An 18,302-nucleotide genomic window follows, 5' to 3' on the forward strand; every position below is an offset into this window, starting at 1 on the left:
CCGCCCCGGGTCCCGCGCCTCGAACGCCTGCGGGGCTGAAAGATCGGGGCTCCGCCCCCGACCCCGCGCCTCAAACGCCTGCGGGGCTGGAGTGTGCACGGCGGGGCAAAAAGATCGGGGCTCCGCCCCGGGGCCCGCGCCTCGAACGCCAGCGGGGCTGGAGTGTGCACGGCGGGCCGCCGCTGCCGGGGGCTCGGCCCCGACCCCGCGCCTCAAACGCCGGCTGGGCTGGAGTGTGCACGGCGGGGCGGAAAGATCGGGGCTCCGCCCCGGGCCCCGCGCCTCGGACGCCGGCGGGGCTGCACTGGCACGCGCCTCGAACGGCGGCCGGGCTGGAAGGCCGGGGGGAGTCCCCGCGACGGCGGCGCATCCGCACGGCCGTCAGGCGGGCAGGGCCTGAAGGCTCACCGGCGGCCCGGTTTCAGTTCGCAGTGGCCGTTCGTGCACTCCCGGCGGAGCCGGCCCCGGGAGACGGTCTGGGCCAGGCCGATCGTCCAGCACATCGGGCAGCCGCGCAGGGCGAACAGGCCTGCCGGGGCGAGGAGCAGGGTGGCCGGGCCGAAGGCCGGGAGGAGGGCGAAGGCCGCGATCAGCGCGCCGAACCCCACCGCGCCGCGTGCCAGATGCCGGGGCACGGACGCGCTCGCGAAGCCGGACCCGGACCCGGACCCGGAGCCGGACCCGGAGCCGGACCCGGACCCGGAGCCGGACCCGGAGCCGGACCCGGAGCCGGACCCGGACCCGGAGCCGGACCCGGAGCCGGACCCGGAGCCGGACCCGGAGCCGAGAGCCGGGGCCGGGGCAGGGGTTTCAGTGGTGGGCATGGGTGGCTCCCAGGGTGTGCTGGACGGCCGCGCGGGCCCGGTGGAGCCGCGACTTCATCGCGGCCGTGCTGAGGCCGAGGGCCTGCGCGGTCATCCGGCCGCTGTGGCCCTGGACGTCCCGCATGATCAGTACGCGCCGCTGGTCCGCCGGGAGCGCGGCGATCGCCTCCGCCACCCGCCCCGCCTCCAGGCGTTGCAGCACCTCGTCCTCGGCCGACATCACACTGGCCTCGGGCGGCGGCTGCGACAGCGGCGCCCGCTCCCGTGGCATCAGCCGGGCGCGGCGCAGGCACTCGTTGCGGACGATGCGGAACATCCACGACGCCAGTGCCCCGGACGCCCTCAGCATCCCGATCCGGCGGTACAGGATGATCAGCGCCTCCTGGGCCGCGTCCTCGGCGTCCTCGGGCGACGCGCACAGCGAGTGGGCGAAGCGCCGCACGTTCGGGTGGGCCCCGGCGACCAGGGCGGTGAGCGAATCGAGGTCACCGCCCTGCGCGGCGGCGATCAGCGCCTCGCCGGGCCAGGTCCGCTCAGCCACGGGCCCGGCCCCGACCACGGCGCAGTACGAGGACGGTGCACGCGCAGAGCAGGACAACCGCGCCGGCGCCGACGAGAACAGCGATCACGACAACCTCCAGGTCAGGTGCCGACCTTGGCGTCGGCACGTATACAAGAGGCATGGCCGGCGCGAAAGGATTCACCTCAGGCTGGGGTCGATCACCGTTTCTCCCGTCGAGGCGCGGCGGATCGCGTCCGCCAGGTCGTCGACCGGGCCGTCGCGCAGCACCAGCCCGGCCGCGCCCGCGGCGAGCGAGGCGTCCAACAGGCCAGGGTGCGCCGAGCCCGTCAGGACGAGGATCCGGCACTCGGGCTCGTCCGCCAGCAGGGCCGTCACGGCGGTGAGCTCCTCCACCAGCGCCACCGCAGGCCGCGCCATCAGGTCCCGTACGACCTCGATGTCCGGCTGGAGGCCGAGCTGGAGGGCCAGGGCCGGGTTCTGCGGATCGAGCAGGACCCTTAGGGCGCGGGTCTGACGGTGTTCCACGGGCATTTCTTCCACCCGGAAAGCCTATCTGACGTGAAGTCAGGAGTCTTCCCAACTGCAGGGGGGTGCGTTATACATTCCCTCACCGGCCGGGCCTAGAACGCGTTCTAGAACCGGCCCCCGTATACGACCTCGGTGCGGCCGACGGTGCGGACGGCCGCACCGAGGTCTTCCAGGACAGCGATCATCCGAAGACAGGGAGCCGCATCCTCATGCCGATCGATGCCGCCAAGGCCCTCGCCGCCGCCCCCCGCCTGGGGGAGATCGGCTGGGACCACAAGGACATCCAGCTCTACCACCTGGGCCTCGGCGCGGGCCGTCCCGCCAACGACCCCGACGAGCTGCGCTACACGCTGGAGTCCAAGCTCCACGTACTGCCCAGCTTCGCGACCGTCGCAGGCGCCGGCATGGCCATGCTGGGCGGCCTGGCCGCCCCCGGTATCGACGTCGACCTCGCCGCCGTCCTGCACGGCGGCCACTCCATCGAGCTGCACCGGCCCATCCCCGTCAAGGGGCGGGCCACCTCCAGCTCCAAGGTCGCCGCCGTCTACGACAAGGGCAAGGCAGCCGTGATCGTGCTGCGCTCCGAGGTCGCGGACGCCGACGGGCCGCTGTGGACCAGCGACGCGCAGATCTTCGTCCGCGGGGAAGGCGGCTTCGGCGGCGAGCGCGGCCCGTCGGCCAAGGAGGAACGGCCCGAGCGCGCGCCCGACCGCACCGAGGAGCGGCGCATCCGCGAGGAGCAGGCGCTCCTCTACCGCCTCTCCGGCGACTGGAACCCCCTGCACGCCGACCCCGAGTTCGCCAAGCTCGCCGGCTTCGACCAGCCGATCCTGCACGGCCTGTGCTCGTACGGGATGACGCTCAAGGCCGTCGTCGACACGGTCCTCGGCGGGGACGTCTCCCGGGTCCGCGCCTACCGCACGCGCTTCGCCGGGATCGTCTTCCCCGGCGAGACGCTGCGCATCCGGATGTGGCGGGAGTCCGGCCGCGTCCTGGTGGCGGTGACCGCCGTCGAACGGGACGACGCGCCGGTCCTCGCCGACACCGTCGTCGAACACGCGTAAGTACGAGACCGAGAGACCCTAAGGAGCCGCACCGTGCGCGCAGCACTGCAGAGCGAGATCGGCCAGGACAAGCTCGAGGTCGTCGACGACATGGAGGCCGTGGGCCTCGGTTCCGGCAAGGTGAAGATCCGGATCAAGGCCACCGGTCTGTGCCACTCGGACCTCTCCGCGATGAGCGGCGTCCTGCCGCAGCCCGCCCCCTTCATCCCGGGCCACGAGGGCTCCGGGGTGATCTCCGACGTCGGCGACGGGGTGACCTCCCTCAAACAGGGCGACCGGGTCCTCGTCTGCTGGCTGCCGCCGTGCGGCCAGTGTCCGTCCTGCAAGCGCGGCCAGGGTCATCTGTGCCTCGCCAGCCTCGTCAACGCGGGCACCCCCAACTTCCGCCGCGCGGGCGGCGACATCTTCGGCTTCGCCGCGACCGGCACCTTCGCCGAGGAGCTCGTGGTCGACGCCGCGTGCGCCGTCCCGATCCCCGACGACGTGCCCTTCGACATCGCCGCGCTCATCGGCTGCGGCGTCACCACCGGCCTCGGCGCGGCCATCAACACCGCCAAGGTGGAGGCCGGCTCCTCGGTCGCCGTCATCGGCTGCGGCGGCGTCGGCATATCCGTCATCCAGGGCGCCAAGGTGCAGGGTGCGGCCCAGATCATCGCCGTCGACCCGGTGGAGTCGCGGCGCGAGGGGGCCCTGCGGTTCGGGGCCACCGAGGCCGTCGGTCCGGAAGCCTTCGACGACGCCAAGAACCGGATCACCGGCGGTGAGGGCTTCGACTACGTCTTCGAGGTCGTCGGCAAGTCCGCCACCGCCCAGACCGCCTACAAGATGACCCGCCGGGGCGGCAGCGTCGTCATCGTCGGCGCCGGCGCGATGGACGACACCTACCAGGTCGACATGTTCTCCCTCTTCTTCGACGAGAAGAAGATCCTGCCGTCGATGTACGGCGGCGGGGACGTGCTCCGCTCCTACGAGCGCACCATCGCCCTGTGGCGGGCCGGCCGGGTGGACCTGGCGAGCCTGATCACCCACCGGGTGCAGCTCGCCGAGATCAACGACGCGCTCGACCAGATGCGCACGGGCGTGGCCCTGCGCACCTGCATCGAACTCTGACCCCGCTCCGCGCACCGCAGACCTGCGAGAGGAACCGTACGGATGTCACTGCCACTTGAGGGACTCTCCGCCATCGTCACGGGCGCGGGCCGCGGGCTCGGCCGGGCCGAGGCGATCGAGCTTGCACGGCTCGGCGCGAGCGTGGTCGTCAACGACTTCGGGCAGCCGGGCCGCGACGGGTCGGGAGAGGCCTCGGCCGCCCCGGCGCAGGAGGTGGCCGCGCAGATCCGTGCCGCGGGCGGCCGGGCGGTGGCGCACCTGGGCGACGTGGCCGACTTCGCGCAGGCGCGCGAGCTCGTCGAGCTGGCGGTCGGCAGCTTCGGGAAGCTCGACATCCTGGTCAACAACGCGGGCATCCTGCGTGACCGGATGGTCTTCTCGATGTCGGAGGAGGAGTGGGACTCGGTGATCCGGGTCCATCTCAAGGGGCACTTCAACACCACGCACTTCGCGTCCGTGCACTGGCGCGAGCGGTCGAAGGAGGCGGGCGGTCCGGTCTACGGCCGGATCGTCAACACCTCCTCCGAGGCCTTCCTCGGCGGCTCGGCCGGCCAGCCGAACTACGCGGCGGCCAAGGGCGGCATCGTGGGCCTGACCACCTCGACCGCCCTGGCCCTCGCCAAGTACGGGGTCACGGTCAACGCGATCTGCCCGCGCGCCCGCACCCGTATGACCGAGGACGTCTTCGCCGGCTTCGAGGTCCCCGAGGAGGGCAGGCTCGACGCCCTCGCCCCCGAGCACGTCTCCCCGCTCGTCGGATACCTGGCCTCACCGGCCTCGGCCGGGGCCAACGGCCAGCTGTTCGTCGTCCACGGCGGCATCGTCGTCGTCATGGAACGCCCGAAGGTGGCAGCCAAGTTCGACACGGGCAAGGAGGCCTTCTCCTACGAGGAGCTCGACGAGGTCCTGACCCCGCACTACGCCTCCCGCCCGGCGAACGAGACCTTCGCGGCGACGGAGGTCCTGGGCCTCAAGCACGGCTGAGACACGCCTCGGCGACGCCCGTGAGGGCCTCAGGCGACAGGGCGGCCGCGGTCTCGTGCCGCAGCCGCCCCTTGTCGCGCGAGGGAGCTGGGCCACCAGGCGCGCGGCCCGATGTCCAGCACCAGGGCGGGGACCAGGACGGACCGGACGAGGAGGGTGTCCAGGAGGACGCCGAAGGCGACGATGAAGGCGATCTGGGTGAGGAACGCGAGCGGGATGACGATCAGGGCGGCGAAGGTCGCGGCCAGCACCACGCCCGCCGAGGTGATCACTCCGCCCGTCGCCGTCAGCCCGCGCAGGACGCCCTCCCGGGGGCCGTGCAGCAACGACTCCTCACGAACCCGCGACATGAGGAAGATGTTGTAGTCCACGCCCAGGGCGACGAGGAAGACGAACCCGTACAGCGGCACGGACGCGTCGGTGCCGCTGAAGCCGAACGCGTGGCGGAAGACCAGCGCGGCGACTCCCAGCGTGGCCAGGTAGTTCAGCGCCACCGTCGCCACCAGCAGCAGGGGGATGAGGAACGAGCGCAGGAGCAGGACGAGGATGGCCAGGATGATCGCCAGCACGACGGGCACGATCAGGTCCCGGTCCTGCCGCGCGGTCTGCTGGGTGTCGTACTGCTGGGCGGTGTAGCCACCCACGAGGGCGTCCGCCGCCGGTACGGCGTGCACCGTGGCGCGCAGCCGTTCGACCGTCTTCTTCGCGGCGTCGCTGTCCGCGGCGTCCTCGAGGGTCGCCTCGATCCGCACCCGCCCGGTTCCCGGTGCGGCCCCGGGCTCCGCTCCTCCGCGCACGGTGGCCGCGGCCACGCCCTCCGTCCCCTCCGCGGCGGCCCTCACCTCTTCGGCTGCACCCGCATCGGTCACGATGACGGCGGGATTGCCCGAACCGCCCGGGAAGTGCCTGCCCAGTGTCTGCTGCGCCGTCACGGACGGCGCGTCGTTGACGAAGATCTCGTCCAGCGGCACGCCCTTGGGGGACAGCAGGGGCGCGAAGCAGGCCAGCAGAGTGAGCAGCAGGGCTGCGGACACCCATACGCGCCGTGGCGCACGGTCCACGAGGGCGGCGACGCGCCGCCAGACGGCGTGTCCGCCGGAGGCCTCGTCCGCGGGCCTCGGCTTGGCCGGCCAGTACGCGGCCCGGCCCAGGAGGACGAGCATGGCGGGCAGGAACGTCAGCGTGCTGAGCACGGCGCACACGATGCCGATGGCGCCGACCGGCCCCAGGGCACGGTTGTTCGTCAGATCGCTGGCGAGCAGCGCGAGAAGGGCGAGGGCGACGGTCGCGGCGCTCGCGGTGATCGCGCCGAAGGATCGACGCAGGGCCGCGCGGGCTGCGGCGAACCGGTCGTCCCGTGCGGCGATCTCCTCGCGGAAGCGGGCGGCGAGCAGGAGTGCGTAGTCGGTGGCGGCCCCGATCACCAGGATCGAGAGGATGCCCTGCACCTGTCCGTCGACCCGCACGATGTCGTGCCGGGCCAGGACGTAGACGACGGCGCATGCGAGCGCCAGCGAGAAGACGGCGCCGAGAATGATCACGAACGGCAGCAGGACACTGCGGTAGACCGCCAGGAGGATCACGAGTACGGCACCGAGCGCCACTCCCAGCAGGAGGCCGTCGATACCACCGAAGGCTTCCGCCAAGTCGGCCTGGGTCGCGGCCGGTCCCGTGAGCTGCGCGGTCGTACCCGGTACGGATCCGGCCGCGGCCCGGATCCGGTCCAGCGTCGCGGCGAGATCGTCACCGAGGTCCGGCTCCAGCTGGACGACGCCCTGCAGCGCCCTGCCGTCCTCGGAGGGGAGGGCGGGCGAGGGAGCGCCCACCACCCCCGCAAGACCTTGGAGGCCGGCCAGTGCGCGCGTGGCCGCCTCCAGCTGTCCGGGCGTGACGGGGCCCCGGTCGGCGGTCCAGACGGTGATGGCGGGGAGCGTCTGGGACTGGCGCAGCGCCTCCTGCTCGACGGTCACCTCCGTGGACTCGGCGCTCCGCGGCAGGAATGCCGCCCGGTCGTTGGAGGAGACCTCGCCCAGCTTCCCCGCGTAGGGACCGAGCGCGCCGCCGACGAGCAGCCAGACGACGACGAGGAGGCTGGGCAGCAGCCAGCGGATGCGTCGGTGTGCGGTGCTGCCCATTGCTTCCCCAATTCCGCTCTGTGTTCACGGCCGCGGCCGCGGCCACGGCGCCGGGTCCGGGTCCGGGTCCGGGTCCGGTCCACGGTGCCCGGCGCTATTAGCTCAACGATAAAGTATCTCAATGATCGAGAAATACTATCCTTGAGGCATGTCCGGCACGAGGGAAGACCCCCACCCAGATCCAACCCAGGACCCCACGGGCCTGCAGACCTTCGCCGTGTTGCTGCGCCGCATGAACAACGAGTTCAACCGCATGGCCCACGAGTTCGCCCAGGCTCACGGACTGCACCCCACGGACGTTCAGGCGCTGATCGCCCTCCTGGACAACGGCAGCGACGGCTCCGCGCAGCCGATGACGCCCGGGCGGCTGGGGGAGCAGCTCAACCTCACCTCGGGTGCGGTCACGGCCTGCCTGGACCGCCTCGAACGGGCCGGACACGTACGGCGCACCCGGGCCCCGGGTGACCGTCGCGTGGTGCACCTGCAGTACGCACCCGCGGGCCGGGAGGTCGCACGCGACTACTTCATGCCGCTCGCCCGCACCACCGACGCCGTCAGGGCCGAGTTCAGTGCGGGCGAACTGTCCGTCGTCGTCAGGTTCCTGGCGTCCATGAACGACCGCCTCGGCCTGCTGCGCAACGACGCCGACTGAGGGGCGCGACGGCTCGGGCCGGCAGGCGGGTCCGCTACAGCGGAGCCTGCTGGAGCGGCACGGGGCGTGGCGCGGCCGCCGGCGGGTCCACGCGGACCGGCGGGTCGACGCGGACCGGCGGGTCGACGCGGACCGGCGGGGGAGGGGAGACCGGCAGATTCAGGCCGGCGACCCCGCAGGAGACCTCGGGGGTCGCGTACGGGAGGTGCAGGCGGCCCTGGGGGCTCCACAGGCCCGTACCGCCGAGCCAGCCCGCCGGGGCGCCGAGCCGGGAGACGTGCCGGTCGGCGGGACGCCACAGGCCGATGTCGCCCTCGGGCAGCCGCAGCGCCACCCAGCAGGACTCCGGCATCAGGGCCTGCCCCGGCTGCGCCGCGAAGGGGCGCGCGTCCCCCAGCCGCAGGCACTCCGGGAAGCGGACCGGCCGTGCACTGCCCAGCACCCCCCAGCCGAGGCGCGGTTCGCCCGGAGCGTCGGAGCGGATCAGGAGCAGGCCGCTGTCCGGGTCGGCCAGCAGCAACAGGTCGTCGCTGTCCTCGGTGATCTGCAGCAGCGGCGAGACCTCGCCGCGCCCCAGGTCCACGGCGACGGTCTTGGTGGTGCCCTCCAGCTCGCGGTCCAGCGCCAGCATCCGGCCGGCCCGGTCCAGCCAGACGCCGCCGGAGCACCGACCCGGGATCCGGGCGACCGGCTGGGGCCCGAAGGGGCCCCCGGCCACCCGCCACACCGTGGTCACCGACTCCGCCGAGGCGAGGGCGAAGGCGCCGGCTCCGTCCGGCGACGGCGGGAGCAGACGGACCTGTACGCCCTCCTGCGCATCCACCCCGCCGAGTTGGAGCTCCCCGGTCCGGGGTCCGGCCGCGGCGCCCGTCGGGTACAGCAGCACGAAGGCGTGCCGGTCCGCGACCCGCCGGTGGATCAGTACCCGCCCGTCGGCCAGCGGCAGCACCTCGCTGTCCGCCTCCTCGGGCTGCGAGAGCGGCAGCGGGACCGCGTACGGCTCGGGCCCGGCGAGCGTCCAGCGCTCGGCGTAGAGCGCCTCCCCCTCCCCGGCGAGCCGGGCGGCATACGATCCGTCCGCGGCGATCGTGAACGCGGCCGCGGTCGTGATTTCGATGGCACAGACAGTCATCCGTGCTTCACCTCCGGGGGGGAAGCTAGTTTTCGGGCTTCCTGCCGAACAACACCCCCAACACGGCTTCACACATACGGGTGTCCGGGCCGGGATTCGTTTGTGGTGGACGCGGCGACTGTGCTGTCTGAGGCGGGCCCCGGCCGGGCCCGGCCTCCCTACGGCAGGGCCGGGCTGAGGGCGTCCCGTACGAGACCTGCCGCCCGGGCCCCGGCGTGGGCGGCGCCGACCTCGTCCTCGGCACTCCGGGCCGCCTCCCGGTCACGTAGCCGCGGGTCCGGGTCGGGGCCGGGGGCCGGGGGTTGAGGTCGGGTGGCCGTGGGCCGGGGGCGGTCCTGACCGGGACGGTCGCCCCGGACGGTAGCCTTGGCCCGTGCCCCGTCTCTCTGAAGTCATCGCCGCGCTGGACGCTCTCTGGCCCCCCTCGCGGGCCGAGCAGTGGGATGCCGTCGGCACCGTCTGCGGCGACCCCGAGGCCGAGGTCACCCGCGTCCTGTTCGCCGTGGACCCCGTCCAGGAGATCGCCGACGAGGCGGTCACACTGGGCGCCGACCTGATCGTCACCCACCACCCCCTCTATCTGCGGGGTACCACCACCGTCGAGGCCGGCACCTTCAAGGGCCGCGTCGTGCACACGCTGATCAAGAACGACATCGCGCTGCACGTGGCCCACACCAACGCCGACACCGCCGACCCCGGAGTCTCGGACGCCCTCGCCGGCGCCCTGGACCTGCGGATCACCGGTCCGCTGGTGCCCGACGCCGCCGACCCGCAAGGCCGCCGGGGCCTCGGCCGGATCTGCGAACTGGACCACCCAGAGACCCTGCGCGAGTTCGCCGCACGCGCTGCGGCCTGGCTGCCGCCGACCGCCCAGGGCATCCGCGTGGCCGGCGACCCGGACGCGATCATCCGCCGCGTCGCCGTCAGCGGCGGCTCCGGCGACAGCCTCTTCGAGCAGGCCCGCGCCGCCGGCGTGGACGTCTTCCTGACCGCCGACCTGCGCCACCACCCGGTGTCCGAGGCCCGCGAGCAGAGCCCGCTCGCCCTCGTCGACGCCGCGCACTGGGCCACCGAGTGGCCCTGGTGCGAGCAGGCCGCCGCGCAGCTCGACGCGATCTCCGAGCGCCACGGCTGGGGTCTTCGGACCCACGTCTCGCGCACGGTCACCGACCCGTGGACGGCGCACGCGCCGTCCGTCACACCCCCTTCTATCCCTGGAGCCCCCAACTGAACGCCGAGCCCGCCGACCAGATCCGACTTCTCGACGTCCAGGCCCTGGACGTCCGGCTGTCTCAGCTCGCCCACAAGCGCAAGTCACTGCCCGAGCACGCCGAGCTCGACTCGCTCACCAAGGACCTGACGCAGCAGCGCGACCTGCTCGTCGCCGCACAGACCCAGGCGAGCGACACCGCGCGCGAGCAGACCAAGGCGGAGCAGGACGTCGACCAGGTGCGTCAGCGCGCGGTCCGCGACCAGCAGCGGCTGGACTCCGGCGTGGGCATCTCGGCCCGGGACCTGGCGAACCTGCAGAGCGAGGTCGTCTCCCTCGCCAAGCGTCAGGGCGACCTGGAGGACGTGGTCCTGGAGGTCATGGAGCGTCTGGAGGCCGCGCAGGAGCGCGTCACCGAGCTGACCGAGCGGGTATCCGCCCTCGAGGCCAAGACGGCGGACGCCACCGCGCGCCGTGACGCGGCGACCGCCGAGATCGACGCCGAGGTCGCGAAGATCATCAAGGACCGCGAGGTCATCGTCGCGTCCATGCCGGCCGACCTGATGGCCCTGTACGAGAAGATCCGCGTCAAGCAGGGCGGGGTCGGCGCCGCGCGCCTGTACCAGCGCCGCTGCGAGGGCTGCCGGCTGGAGCTCGACATGGCAGAGGTGAACGAGATCAAGGCCGCGGCCCGCGACCAGGTCGTACGTCACGAGAACTGCGGCCGCATCCTGGTCCGTACGGCCGACTCGGGCATCTGATGCCGCGGTTTGTCGTGGAGGCGGACGGCGGATCCCGGGGCAACCCGGGGCCCGCCGGCTACGGCGCGGTCGTCCTCGACCCGGCGACGGGCGAGACGCTGGCCGAGCGCGCTGAGTACATCGGCGTCGCGACGAACAACGTGGCGGAGTACAGGGGCCTGATCGCCGGGCTCACGGCGGCTCGTGAACTCGCTGCGGACGCGCAGGTCCTGGTCCGGATGGACTCGAAGCTCGTCGTCGAGCAGATGTCGGGCCGCTGGAAGATCAAGCACCCGGACATGAAGCCCCTCGCCGCCGAGGCCGCGCGGATCCTGCCGCGCGCCCAGGTGACGTACGAGTGGATCCCGCGCGAGATCAACAAGCACGCGGACCGGCTCGCGAACGAGGCGATGGACGCGGGCAAGCGCGGCAGGCCATGGGAGCCGTCGGCCTCCACCGCCGCCCTCGACCACGGCGCGGCCCGGTCCCTGGCCGAGCCGCAGGGCCCCGCGGGGGACGCGGTCGCCGGTGCGGCGGCCGTGCGGGCGGCCCTGGCCGCCGCCTCCGGCGCGGGCGGCCGCAGCGGCGCCACGGTGTCCCCGGACCTCGCCGACACGCTGTTCGCGGACGCCGAGGCCCTGCCCGGCTCCGTGGAGGACGCCGCCACGATCGAGCCCTGCCTCGACTCCGAGACGCCGGCGTCCCCGGTGTCCGGTTCGGTGGCCGCCCCCGCGGGCGGCCAGGGCTGGGGCCCCGACATGGGGGCGCCGGCCACCTTCGTGCTGCTGCGCCACGGCGAGACGGCCCTCACCCCGCAGAAGCGCTTCTCCGGCAGCGGCGGCTCCGACCCCGAGCTGTCCCCGGCCGGCCGCCGTCAGGCCGCCGCCGTGGCCGAGGCGCTGGCCGCCCGCGGCACCGTCCAGACGGTCGTCAGCTCCCCGCTGCGGCGCTGCCGCGAGACCGCCCAGTCCGTCGCCGACCGCCTCGGCCTCACCGTGACGGTCGAGGAAGGCCTGCGCGAGGTGGACTTCGGCGCCTGGGAGGGGCTGACCTTCGCCGAGGTGCAGGAGCGCTTCCCGGACGACCTCCAGGCGTGGCTGGACTCTCCGAGGGCGGCCCCCACGGGCGGCGGCGAGAGCTTCATGGCGGCCACCCGCCGGATCTCGGCCACCCGCGACCGGCTGCTGGCCGTGCACGCGGGCCGCACGGTCCTGCTGGTCACGCACGTGACCCCGGTCAAGATCCTGGTCCGCCTCGCCCTGGGAGCCCCGCCGGAAGCGCTGTTCCGCATGGAACTCTCGGCGGCCTCCCTCTCGGCGGTGTCCTACTACGCGGACGGCAACGCCTCGGTCCGGCTGCTGAACGACACCTCGCACCTGCGGTAGGCACGACAGGCGAGCGGATGCGGAGAACCCCCGCCCCCGGCGGTCCGGCGGCGGGGTGGCATCACCGTGCAGGCATCAGGGTGCAGGCATCAGGGTGCAGGCATCAGGGTGGGGGCATCAGGGTGGGGGCCTGAGGTGGACGAGGGCTTCCACGGACCGGTCCAGGGCGCGGACCATGTTGCGGGCCTCGGCGTTCGCGGACCGGATCCGGCCGCTCGCCGCGCGCGCGTACGGGCGGGGCTCTCCGTCTGTGGTGGCCCAGTCGTCACGGCGGTCGATGTGCCGCGCCAGCTGTTCCAGTGCCTTTTCGAGGTGGCGGGCGAGGTCGCGCAGGCTCTCGGTCACCGAAGCGACGTCGGCGGGGCTTCCGTAGGCGTCGTGGGGGTTTTCGGTCGCTTCGGCGAGGTCACGTAGGTGCGTGGCGGCGGCGGCCGCTATGGCGGCGTGATCGGTCATGAGGGTGAGCGTGCCGCATCGCATCCTCCACCGGGGAGTGTTTGCGGCAGCTGCCGGGATCCGGGCAGCACCCCGTGATCGCACCACCCCGAACGGAGTGGGAAGGGCAGACGAGCCGGCCTGTACGCCGGGTTCTGTCGCCCGGTGACCTCGCGGTCGCCGGGGAGACGGCCATCCATCTAGGACCGGTGTTGCCACCGGCCTCGTGCGGTCTACCCGCGAACTCGGGCGAGCAGCCCTCGATCGTCCGCGCAGACCCGTCCGGAGACGGATCCTCTTGACCTTGCTCCGGGTGGGGTTTACCTAGCCGCCTGAGTCACCTCAGGCGCTGGTGGTCTCTTACACCACCGTTTCACCCTTACCGAGGGCCGAAGCCCCCGGCGGTCTGTTTTCTGTGGCACTGTCCCGCGGGTCACCCCGGGTGGGCGTTACCCACCACCCTGCTCTGTGGAGCCCGGACGTTCCTCGGCGGGATCCGAAGATCCCGACGCGGCCGCCCGGCCGACTCGTCTGCCGTGGCGACCATGTTACCGGCTGCGCCGTGACGGCTTGACCTTGTCGCAACGGCAGGGTTTCTACTGGTGGGCATGCGAATCGGAGAGATCGCCGCGCTCGTCGGGGTCACCACCCGGGCGATCCGGCACTACCACCACGTCGGGCTGCTCCCGGAGCCGGAGCGGCGACCCAACGGGTACCGGGCCTACAGCGTCCGTGACGCCGTCCTGCTGGCCCGCGTACGGCGGCTCACCGAACTGGGGCTCAGCCTCGACGAGGTGCGCGACGTCCTCGCCGACGACGCCGGGCGCGAACTGGCCGACGTACTCGAAGAACTCGACGCCGACCTGGCCCGGCAGGAGGCCGAGATCGGGGAGCGACGCCGGCGGCTCGCGGCGCTGCGCGCCGCGGGTCCGGGGGAGGGAGAGCCGCTCTCGCCCGCGCTCGCCGCGCTGCTGGCGAAGGCGCCGCAGACGGACTCGCCGACCGCCGCGATGGACCGCGAGCACCTGATGCTGATCGACGCCTCGGGCGCGGGCGGCGAGGAGATCTACGCCGCGCTCGGGCCGCTGGTCGCCGATCCCGCGGTGCTCGCGCTGTACGAGAGGCTGGACGCCCTCGCCGCCGCCCCCGTGGACGACCCGCGGATCCCCGCCCTGACGGCGGAGCTGGTGGCGGCGGTCCCCGACGAGGTGTTCGCCGCGATCCCCGCGGACGGTGTGGTCGTGGCCGGGTTCAAGGAGGCGCTGCTCGCCGAGTTCGCACCCGCCCAGGCGGAGGTCGTCCGCCGGGTGATGGAGGCGTTCATGGAGAGGGGCAGGGGATGAGCGGGATACGGGCGGCACGGATCGCCGCCACCGCCGTCGTCCCGGCGGAGCTGGCGATCGTGGTGTGTCTGACGGCCGGGGTCCGGCTGCCGGGGTGGGCCCTGGCCGCCGCCGAAGTGCTGGTAGTCGGGGTGGTCCTGCTGGAGGCCCGGGTACTGAGCCGGCTCTACGCAGCCGAGCGGGCCCGAGGCGCCGCGCCCGGGCAGGCCGGGCGGGCGGCGCTGCGCGCCGTGGTCCCGGTCCAGCTCCGCCGGCTGCTGCGGCACGAGCTGCGCGCCGTCGCCTCCCTCGGCCGGTGGATCGTGCGCGGGAGGCACGGGGTGCGTCCCGGGGACCTGGCCGCCGGGTACACCGGGCCGCAGACGGCCATGATGTACGGGCTGGTCTTCGTGTCGGTGATCGAGACGGTCGCCCTCGCCTTCCTCATCCCCTGGCCCGCGGTCCACCGGGTGGTGCTCGTGCTCGACGTGTACGGGATCCTGCTCGTGCTCGCCCTGCACGCCTCCTGCGTCACGCGCCCGCACGTGGTCCGCCCCGACGGGTCGCTGCGGATCCGCTACGGCGCCCTCTTCGACCTCGTCGTCCCGCCGGACGCGGTGGCCTCGGTGCGGGTGGACCGCCGCTACCCGGAGGGCCGGCTGGTCACCCTGTCCGAGGCGGGGGTGCTCGACCTGATCGTGGGCGGCCAGACCACGGTGACCCTGGAGCTGAACCGGCCCCTGCCCTTCACCCGCCCGCTCGGCGCCGTGGGAGAGGCGCGGACCATCCGCTTCCACGCCGACGACCCGCGCGCCCTGGTCAGCGGCTTGCGACAGCCCGCGTAGCGCGCTGCCGGCGGAGCCCGTGGAGCGCTCGGGGCGTTCCTCAGGCGGGGGCGAAGAGGATCTTCGCGGTGCCGGGGTCGGCCGCGGTCAGCCGGACCCGGAGGCGTTCGCCCAGCGGCAGGTCCCGCGTGGCGGACTCGATCCGGCCGACCACCGCCGGGTCCTGCAGGTGGACCGTCCCCACCAGCGGCTCCCGCTCCTTGACGTCGATGACCGTGCCCTCGAAGGTCTCCCCGACGCGGTCCTTCAGCACGGCGGCCTCGACGAGGTCCACGCACTCCCGCTCCACCGTGTTCGCCAGCCGGGTGCCGTCCGCCATCGTGTCGGGAAGGGCCCCGAGCGCGGCCACCGCCCACGGCGGGGGTTCGGCCCCGGCCACCGCCGCCACGCACAGTTCGCCGGTGTACCGGTCGACGAGCCGGCGCAGCGGGGCGGTGCAGTGGGTGTACGGGGCGGCCACGGCGGAGTGGATCGCCGGGTCGGGGCTGTCGCCGCCGGTGAAGGCGGTGTAGCCCGCGCCGCGCAGCAGGGCCGTGCACTCCTGGAGGAAGGCCGCGTGGGCGGGGCGGTGCGGGTCGAGGGAGCGGACGAGTTCGGCGTAGGGGACGTGGTGCGGCCAGTCGATCCGCAGGGCCTTCGCCGCCCGCCGGAGCCGGCCGACCGCGCCGTCGGGGGCGCTGGGCAGGGTCCGCAGGATGCCCGTGCCGGTGGCCAGCATCAGATCGGCCGCGGCCATGCCGGTCATCAGGGAGATCTGTGCGTTCCAGCCGTCCGCCGGGAGCGGGGCGCGGTAGGCCAGCGCGTATGTGCCGTCGCGCTCGACGATCTCCTGCTCGGGCACGTTGAGCGAGATGCCGCCGCGCTCCTGTTCGAGAGCCTCGCGGAGCCGGCCGATGTCTTCCAGCAGGGCGAGGGGCTCCTCCGCCGTGCCGGTGTCGATGGCCTTCTGGACGCGGTCGTAGTCGAGTCGGGCCCGGCTGCGGATGAGGGCGCGCTGGACGTCGACGGTCTCGACCCGGCCGTCGGCATCCAGGTCGAGGCGCCACAGCAGCGCGGGGCGGGTCTGGTCGGGCAGCAGGCTGGCCGCCCCCTCCGAGAGCCCGGCCGGGTGCAGCGGAACCTTCCCGTCGGGGAAGTAGAGGGTGCTCACGCGGCGGTGGGCCTCCGCGTCGAGCGGGCCGCCGGGTGTGACGAAGGCGGCGACGTCGGCGATCGCGTAGTGGACCCGGTAGCCGCCGGCGGACCGCTTCGCCAGGTGCATGGCCTGGTCGAGGTCGACGGAGGCCGGCGGGTCGATGGTGAAGAAGGGGATGTCGGTGCTGTCCAGGTCCGGGAGGCGGGGGTGCGCGGCAGCGTGCTCGGCGTCCGCGAGGACCGCCGCCGGGAATTCCGCGGGCACCTCCAGCTTCGTCCGCAGTTCACGCAGTGCGGCCCGCAGAGCAGCCCCGTCTGCGCCGGTCATGTGCATCTGACGGCGTGGCATGGATCGAGCCTATGGGCGGCGGGCCCGGACGGCACGGCGAGCCGTCTACCCTGGCCGGGGGGCCGCACCCCCTGCGCCGTGTCGTATTGAAGGAGAACCACCGTGCTCGTGCTGCTGCCGCCGTCCGAAGGAAAGGCCGCCGGCGGCTCCGGCGCACCCCTGAAGCCGCAAGAGCTGTCGCTGCCCGGTCTGGCCACGGCCCGTGCGGCGGTGCTGGAGGAACTGGTCGAGCTGTGCGCGGCGGACGAGCCGAAGGCGCGCGAGGTGCTGGGCCTGAGCGAGGGCCTGCGGGGTGAGGTCGCGAAGAACACGATGCTGCGCACCGCGGGGGCCCGCCCGGCGGGAGAGGTCTACACGGGCGTGCTCTACGACGCGCTGGGTCTGGCCGACCTGCCCGCGGCGCCGCGGGGGCTCGCCGAGGATGCGCTGCTCGTCTTCTCGGGGCTGTGGGGTGCGGTGCGGATCACCGACCGGATCCCCTCGTACCGCTGCTCGATGGGAGTGAAGCTGCCGGGGCTGGGCGCGCTCGGCGCGTACTGGCGGGGGCCGATGGCGGAGGTCATGCCGGAGGCCGCCGGGGATGGACTGGTCCTGGACCTGCGGTCGGCGGCGTACGGGGCGGCGTGGAAGCCGAAGGGGGAGGTGGCGGGGCGGACCGCGAGCGTGCGGGTGCTGCACTCGCAGGTGGTGGACGGGGTGGAGAAGCGGTCGGTCGTGAGCCACTTCAACAAGGCGACGAAGGGGCGGCTGGTACGGGACCTGCTGCTGGCCGGGGCCGTGCCGGGAGGGCCCGCGGAGCTGGTCACGGCCCTGCGGGACCTGGGCTACACGGTCGAGGCGCAGGCCCCGGCGAAGCCCCGGAAGGCCTGGTCCCTCGACGTGGTCGTCACCCAGATCCACCACTGACGCGTCGCTGCCGGGGCGCGCCGCCCCGGCACACCGCTGCGACGGCAGCCGGGGCTCCGCCCCGGACCCGCGCCTCGAACGCCGGCAGGGCTGGAGATGTCAGCCCCGCCGGACGGACGGGACTGTGACGACACGATCTAACGGCCCAGGGGCCAGGCCACCGTGGCCGGGGTGCGGTCGGAGGCGCCCGCATAGGCGGCGCACGCGTCCGTCAGGGTCTCCAGGAGGGTGAGCGGGTCCGGGAGGGGGTGTTCCATGCCGCGCAGCCAGGTCACCGCCTGGTCACCCGGCAGGGCCGCCGGCGGGACCAGGACGTAGCTGCCGCGGCAGTGCCAGCGCAGGCCCGGGTGTTCGTCCATCGTCTCGGGGTGGCAGTCCAGTTCGCACGGCCACCACTCGTCCTCGTCCTCGGGGGTGCCGCGGGTGGCGGTGAAGAAGAGCATCCGGGCCTGTTCGCCGGTGCCGCCCGACTCGGCGACGGGGCCGACGTCGATGCCGGCCTGCAGCAGTCGGGCGAGGGCGTCGGTGCCGGCTTCCAGCGGGACGTCGAGTACGTCGTGGACCATGCCGGTCGCGGTGATGAAGTTGGCCTGGGGCTGGTTGCGCGCCCATCGCTCGACCTGTGCGCGGTCGGTGGTCGACTGGGTCTGCCAGGCGAAGGAGACGGGGTGCCGTGCGGGCGTCGGACAGCCGATCCGGTCGCACGAGCATCGGTAACCGGCGGGATGGGCGGCGGGGGCGAGCGGCAGGCCGGCGGCTGCAACGGCCAGGAGGAGCGCTTCGCGTTCTCGTCCCGGGTCCTCGGCGATGGGTTTCTGCCGCCGGCGCAGCCACTGGGAAATCCTGCTCTGCTCGCCGCGTTTGACGCGGCCGGACTCAGACCCCATCTATCCCCTCACCTCACCGTATCCCCGGCGGACCTTCACATCGTCCCACCATCCTGCGCCTCGGGTGACCGCGTTTGACGACCGGGGGGTTGCGGATGCAGGACCGAAAACCCTCACATAGCCACAGGATTGGGGCA

The 18,302-nt window shown here is 73.5% G+C and carries 18 protein-coding genes and 1 other RNA gene; 10 read left to right on the forward strand and 9 right to left on the reverse strand.

The features are described from left to right. Positions 1-404 precede the first annotated feature (404 nt). From ACWGIF_RS23440 to ACWGIF_RS23450, 3 genes are all read right to left on the reverse strand, one after another. Positions 405-824, reverse strand: coding sequence for a hypothetical protein (locus ACWGIF_RS23440; protein WP_453500379.1), 420 nt, complete (start codon positions 822-824; stop codon positions 405-407). After that, the gene (locus ACWGIF_RS23445; RefSeq protein WP_453500381.1) at positions 811-1,365 is read right to left on the reverse strand and encodes an RNA polymerase sigma factor; all 555 of its coding nucleotides are present in this window, start codon (positions 1,363-1,365) and stop codon (positions 811-813) included. The genes ACWGIF_RS23440 and ACWGIF_RS23445 overlap by 14 nt, the downstream gene beginning before the upstream one ends. Positions 1,366-1,524: 159 nt before the next feature. Then, positions 1,525-1,878, reverse strand: coding sequence for a DNA-binding response regulator (locus ACWGIF_RS23450; protein WP_453500464.1), 354 nt, complete (start codon positions 1,876-1,878; stop codon positions 1,525-1,527). A 206-nt stretch (positions 1,879-2,084) separates the two neighbouring features. Here ACWGIF_RS23450 and ACWGIF_RS23455 point away from each other — a divergent pair, with 206 nt between their 5' ends. Genes ACWGIF_RS23455 through ACWGIF_RS23465 form a run of 3 tightly spaced genes read left to right on the forward strand, consistent with a single transcriptional unit; the run spans position 2,085 to position 5,033 of the window. After that, positions 2,085-2,939: a MaoC/PaaZ C-terminal domain-containing protein gene (locus ACWGIF_RS23455; RefSeq protein ID WP_453500383.1), complete on the forward strand. Its 855-nt coding sequence runs from the start codon at positions 2,085-2,087 to the stop codon at positions 2,937-2,939. A gap of 33 nt (positions 2,940-2,972) precedes the next feature. Beyond that, positions 2,973-4,049, forward strand: coding sequence for a Zn-dependent alcohol dehydrogenase (locus ACWGIF_RS23460; RefSeq protein ID WP_453500385.1), 1,077 nt, complete (start codon positions 2,973-2,975; stop codon positions 4,047-4,049). 42 nt (positions 4,050-4,091) lie between these two features. Further along, positions 4,092-5,033: a 3-oxoacyl-ACP reductase gene (locus tag ACWGIF_RS23465; RefSeq protein WP_453500387.1), complete on the forward strand. Its 942-nt coding sequence runs from the start codon at positions 4,092-4,094 to the stop codon at positions 5,031-5,033. 29 nt (positions 5,034-5,062) lie between these two features. Here ACWGIF_RS23465 and ACWGIF_RS23470 read toward each other — a convergent pair whose 3' ends face one another. Further along, on the reverse strand, positions 5,063-7,168 hold the full coding sequence (locus ACWGIF_RS23470) for an MMPL family transporter (protein ID WP_453500389.1): 2,106 nt from the start codon (positions 7,166-7,168) through the stop codon (positions 5,063-5,065). A gap of 148 nt (positions 7,169-7,316) precedes the next feature. On the opposite strand from ACWGIF_RS23470, the gene ACWGIF_RS23475 reads away from it, so the two are divergent. Continuing rightward, positions 7,317-7,820, forward strand: coding sequence for a MarR family winged helix-turn-helix transcriptional regulator (locus ACWGIF_RS23475; protein ID WP_453500391.1), 504 nt, complete (start codon positions 7,317-7,319; stop codon positions 7,818-7,820). Positions 7,821-7,854: 34 nt separating this feature from the next. Here ACWGIF_RS23475 and ACWGIF_RS23480 read toward each other — a convergent pair whose 3' ends face one another. Continuing rightward, positions 7,855-8,952 carry a hypothetical protein gene (locus ACWGIF_RS23480; RefSeq protein ID WP_453500393.1) on the reverse strand — a complete coding sequence of 366 codons (1,098 nt, stop codon included), beginning with the start codon at positions 8,950-8,952 and terminating at the stop codon, positions 7,855-7,857. A gap of 373 nt (positions 8,953-9,325) precedes the next feature. Here ACWGIF_RS23480 and ACWGIF_RS23485 point away from each other — a divergent pair, with 373 nt between their 5' ends. From ACWGIF_RS23485 to ACWGIF_RS23495, 3 genes are read left to right on the forward strand one after another with little or no spacing between them, the layout of a single operon-like run. Next, positions 9,326-10,183, forward strand: coding sequence for a Nif3-like dinuclear metal center hexameric protein (locus ACWGIF_RS23485; protein WP_453500395.1), 858 nt, complete (start codon positions 9,326-9,328; stop codon positions 10,181-10,183). Beyond that, positions 10,180-10,923, forward strand: a complete 744-nt coding sequence (locus ACWGIF_RS23490) for a zinc ribbon domain-containing protein (protein ID WP_453500466.1) — start codon at positions 10,180-10,182, stop codon at positions 10,921-10,923. Before ACWGIF_RS23485 ends, ACWGIF_RS23490 begins: the two co-directional genes overlap by 4 nt. Continuing rightward, the gene (locus ACWGIF_RS23495; RefSeq protein ID WP_453500397.1) at positions 10,923-12,287 is read left to right on the forward strand and encodes a bifunctional RNase H/acid phosphatase; all 1,365 of its coding nucleotides are present in this window, start codon (positions 10,923-10,925) and stop codon (positions 12,285-12,287) included. Before ACWGIF_RS23490 ends, ACWGIF_RS23495 begins: the two co-directional genes overlap by 1 nt. 117 nt (positions 12,288-12,404) lie before the next feature. On the opposite strand, the gene ACWGIF_RS23500 is transcribed toward ACWGIF_RS23495, so the two are convergent. Both ACWGIF_RS23500 and rnpB read right to left on the reverse strand, forming a co-directional pair. Beyond that, entirely contained in the window at positions 12,405-12,743 is a 339-nt protein-coding gene (locus tag ACWGIF_RS23500) for a hypothetical protein (RefSeq protein WP_453500399.1), read from the reverse strand. 107 nt (positions 12,744-12,850) lie between these two features. Then, positions 12,851-13,252: RNase P RNA component class A (gene rnpB, locus ACWGIF_RS23505), an RNA gene on the reverse strand. A gap of 78 nt (positions 13,253-13,330) precedes the next feature. Here rnpB and ACWGIF_RS23510 point away from each other — a divergent pair. Together ACWGIF_RS23510 and ACWGIF_RS23515 are read left to right on the forward strand one after the other, a co-directional pair. Then, complete coding sequence (locus ACWGIF_RS23510) at positions 13,331-14,065, forward strand: MerR family transcriptional regulator (protein ID WP_453500401.1); 735 nt, start codon at positions 13,331-13,333, stop codon at positions 14,063-14,065. After that, positions 14,062-14,889 carry a hypothetical protein gene (locus ACWGIF_RS23515; RefSeq protein ID WP_453500403.1) on the forward strand — a complete coding sequence of 276 codons (828 nt, stop codon included), beginning with the start codon at positions 14,062-14,064 and terminating at the stop codon, positions 14,887-14,889. The genes ACWGIF_RS23510 and ACWGIF_RS23515 overlap by 4 nt, the downstream gene beginning before the upstream one ends. A gap of 40 nt (positions 14,890-14,929) precedes the next feature. On the opposite strand, the gene ACWGIF_RS23520 is transcribed toward ACWGIF_RS23515, so the two are convergent. Then, on the reverse strand, positions 14,930-16,372 hold the full coding sequence (locus tag ACWGIF_RS23520; protein ID WP_453500405.1) for an RNB domain-containing ribonuclease: 1,443 nt from the start codon (positions 16,370-16,372) through the stop codon (positions 14,930-14,932). Between the two features lie 102 nt (positions 16,373-16,474). On the opposite strand from ACWGIF_RS23520, the gene yaaA reads away from it, so the two are divergent. Next, positions 16,475-17,278 carry a peroxide stress protein YaaA gene (gene yaaA, locus ACWGIF_RS23525; RefSeq protein ID WP_453500407.1) on the forward strand — a complete coding sequence of 268 codons (804 nt, stop codon included), beginning with the start codon at positions 16,475-16,477 and terminating at the stop codon, positions 17,276-17,278. 137 nt (positions 17,279-17,415) lie between these two features. Here yaaA and ACWGIF_RS23530 read toward each other — a convergent pair whose 3' ends face one another. Then, positions 17,416-18,165 (reverse strand): bifunctional DNA primase/polymerase, encoded by a 750-nt coding sequence (locus ACWGIF_RS23530; RefSeq protein WP_453500409.1) that lies wholly within the window; start codon positions 18,163-18,165, stop codon positions 17,416-17,418. Positions 18,166-18,302: the final 137 nt, after the last annotated feature.

The sequence above is a fragment of the Streptomyces sp. NPDC054849 genome (genome assembly GCF_053610945.1).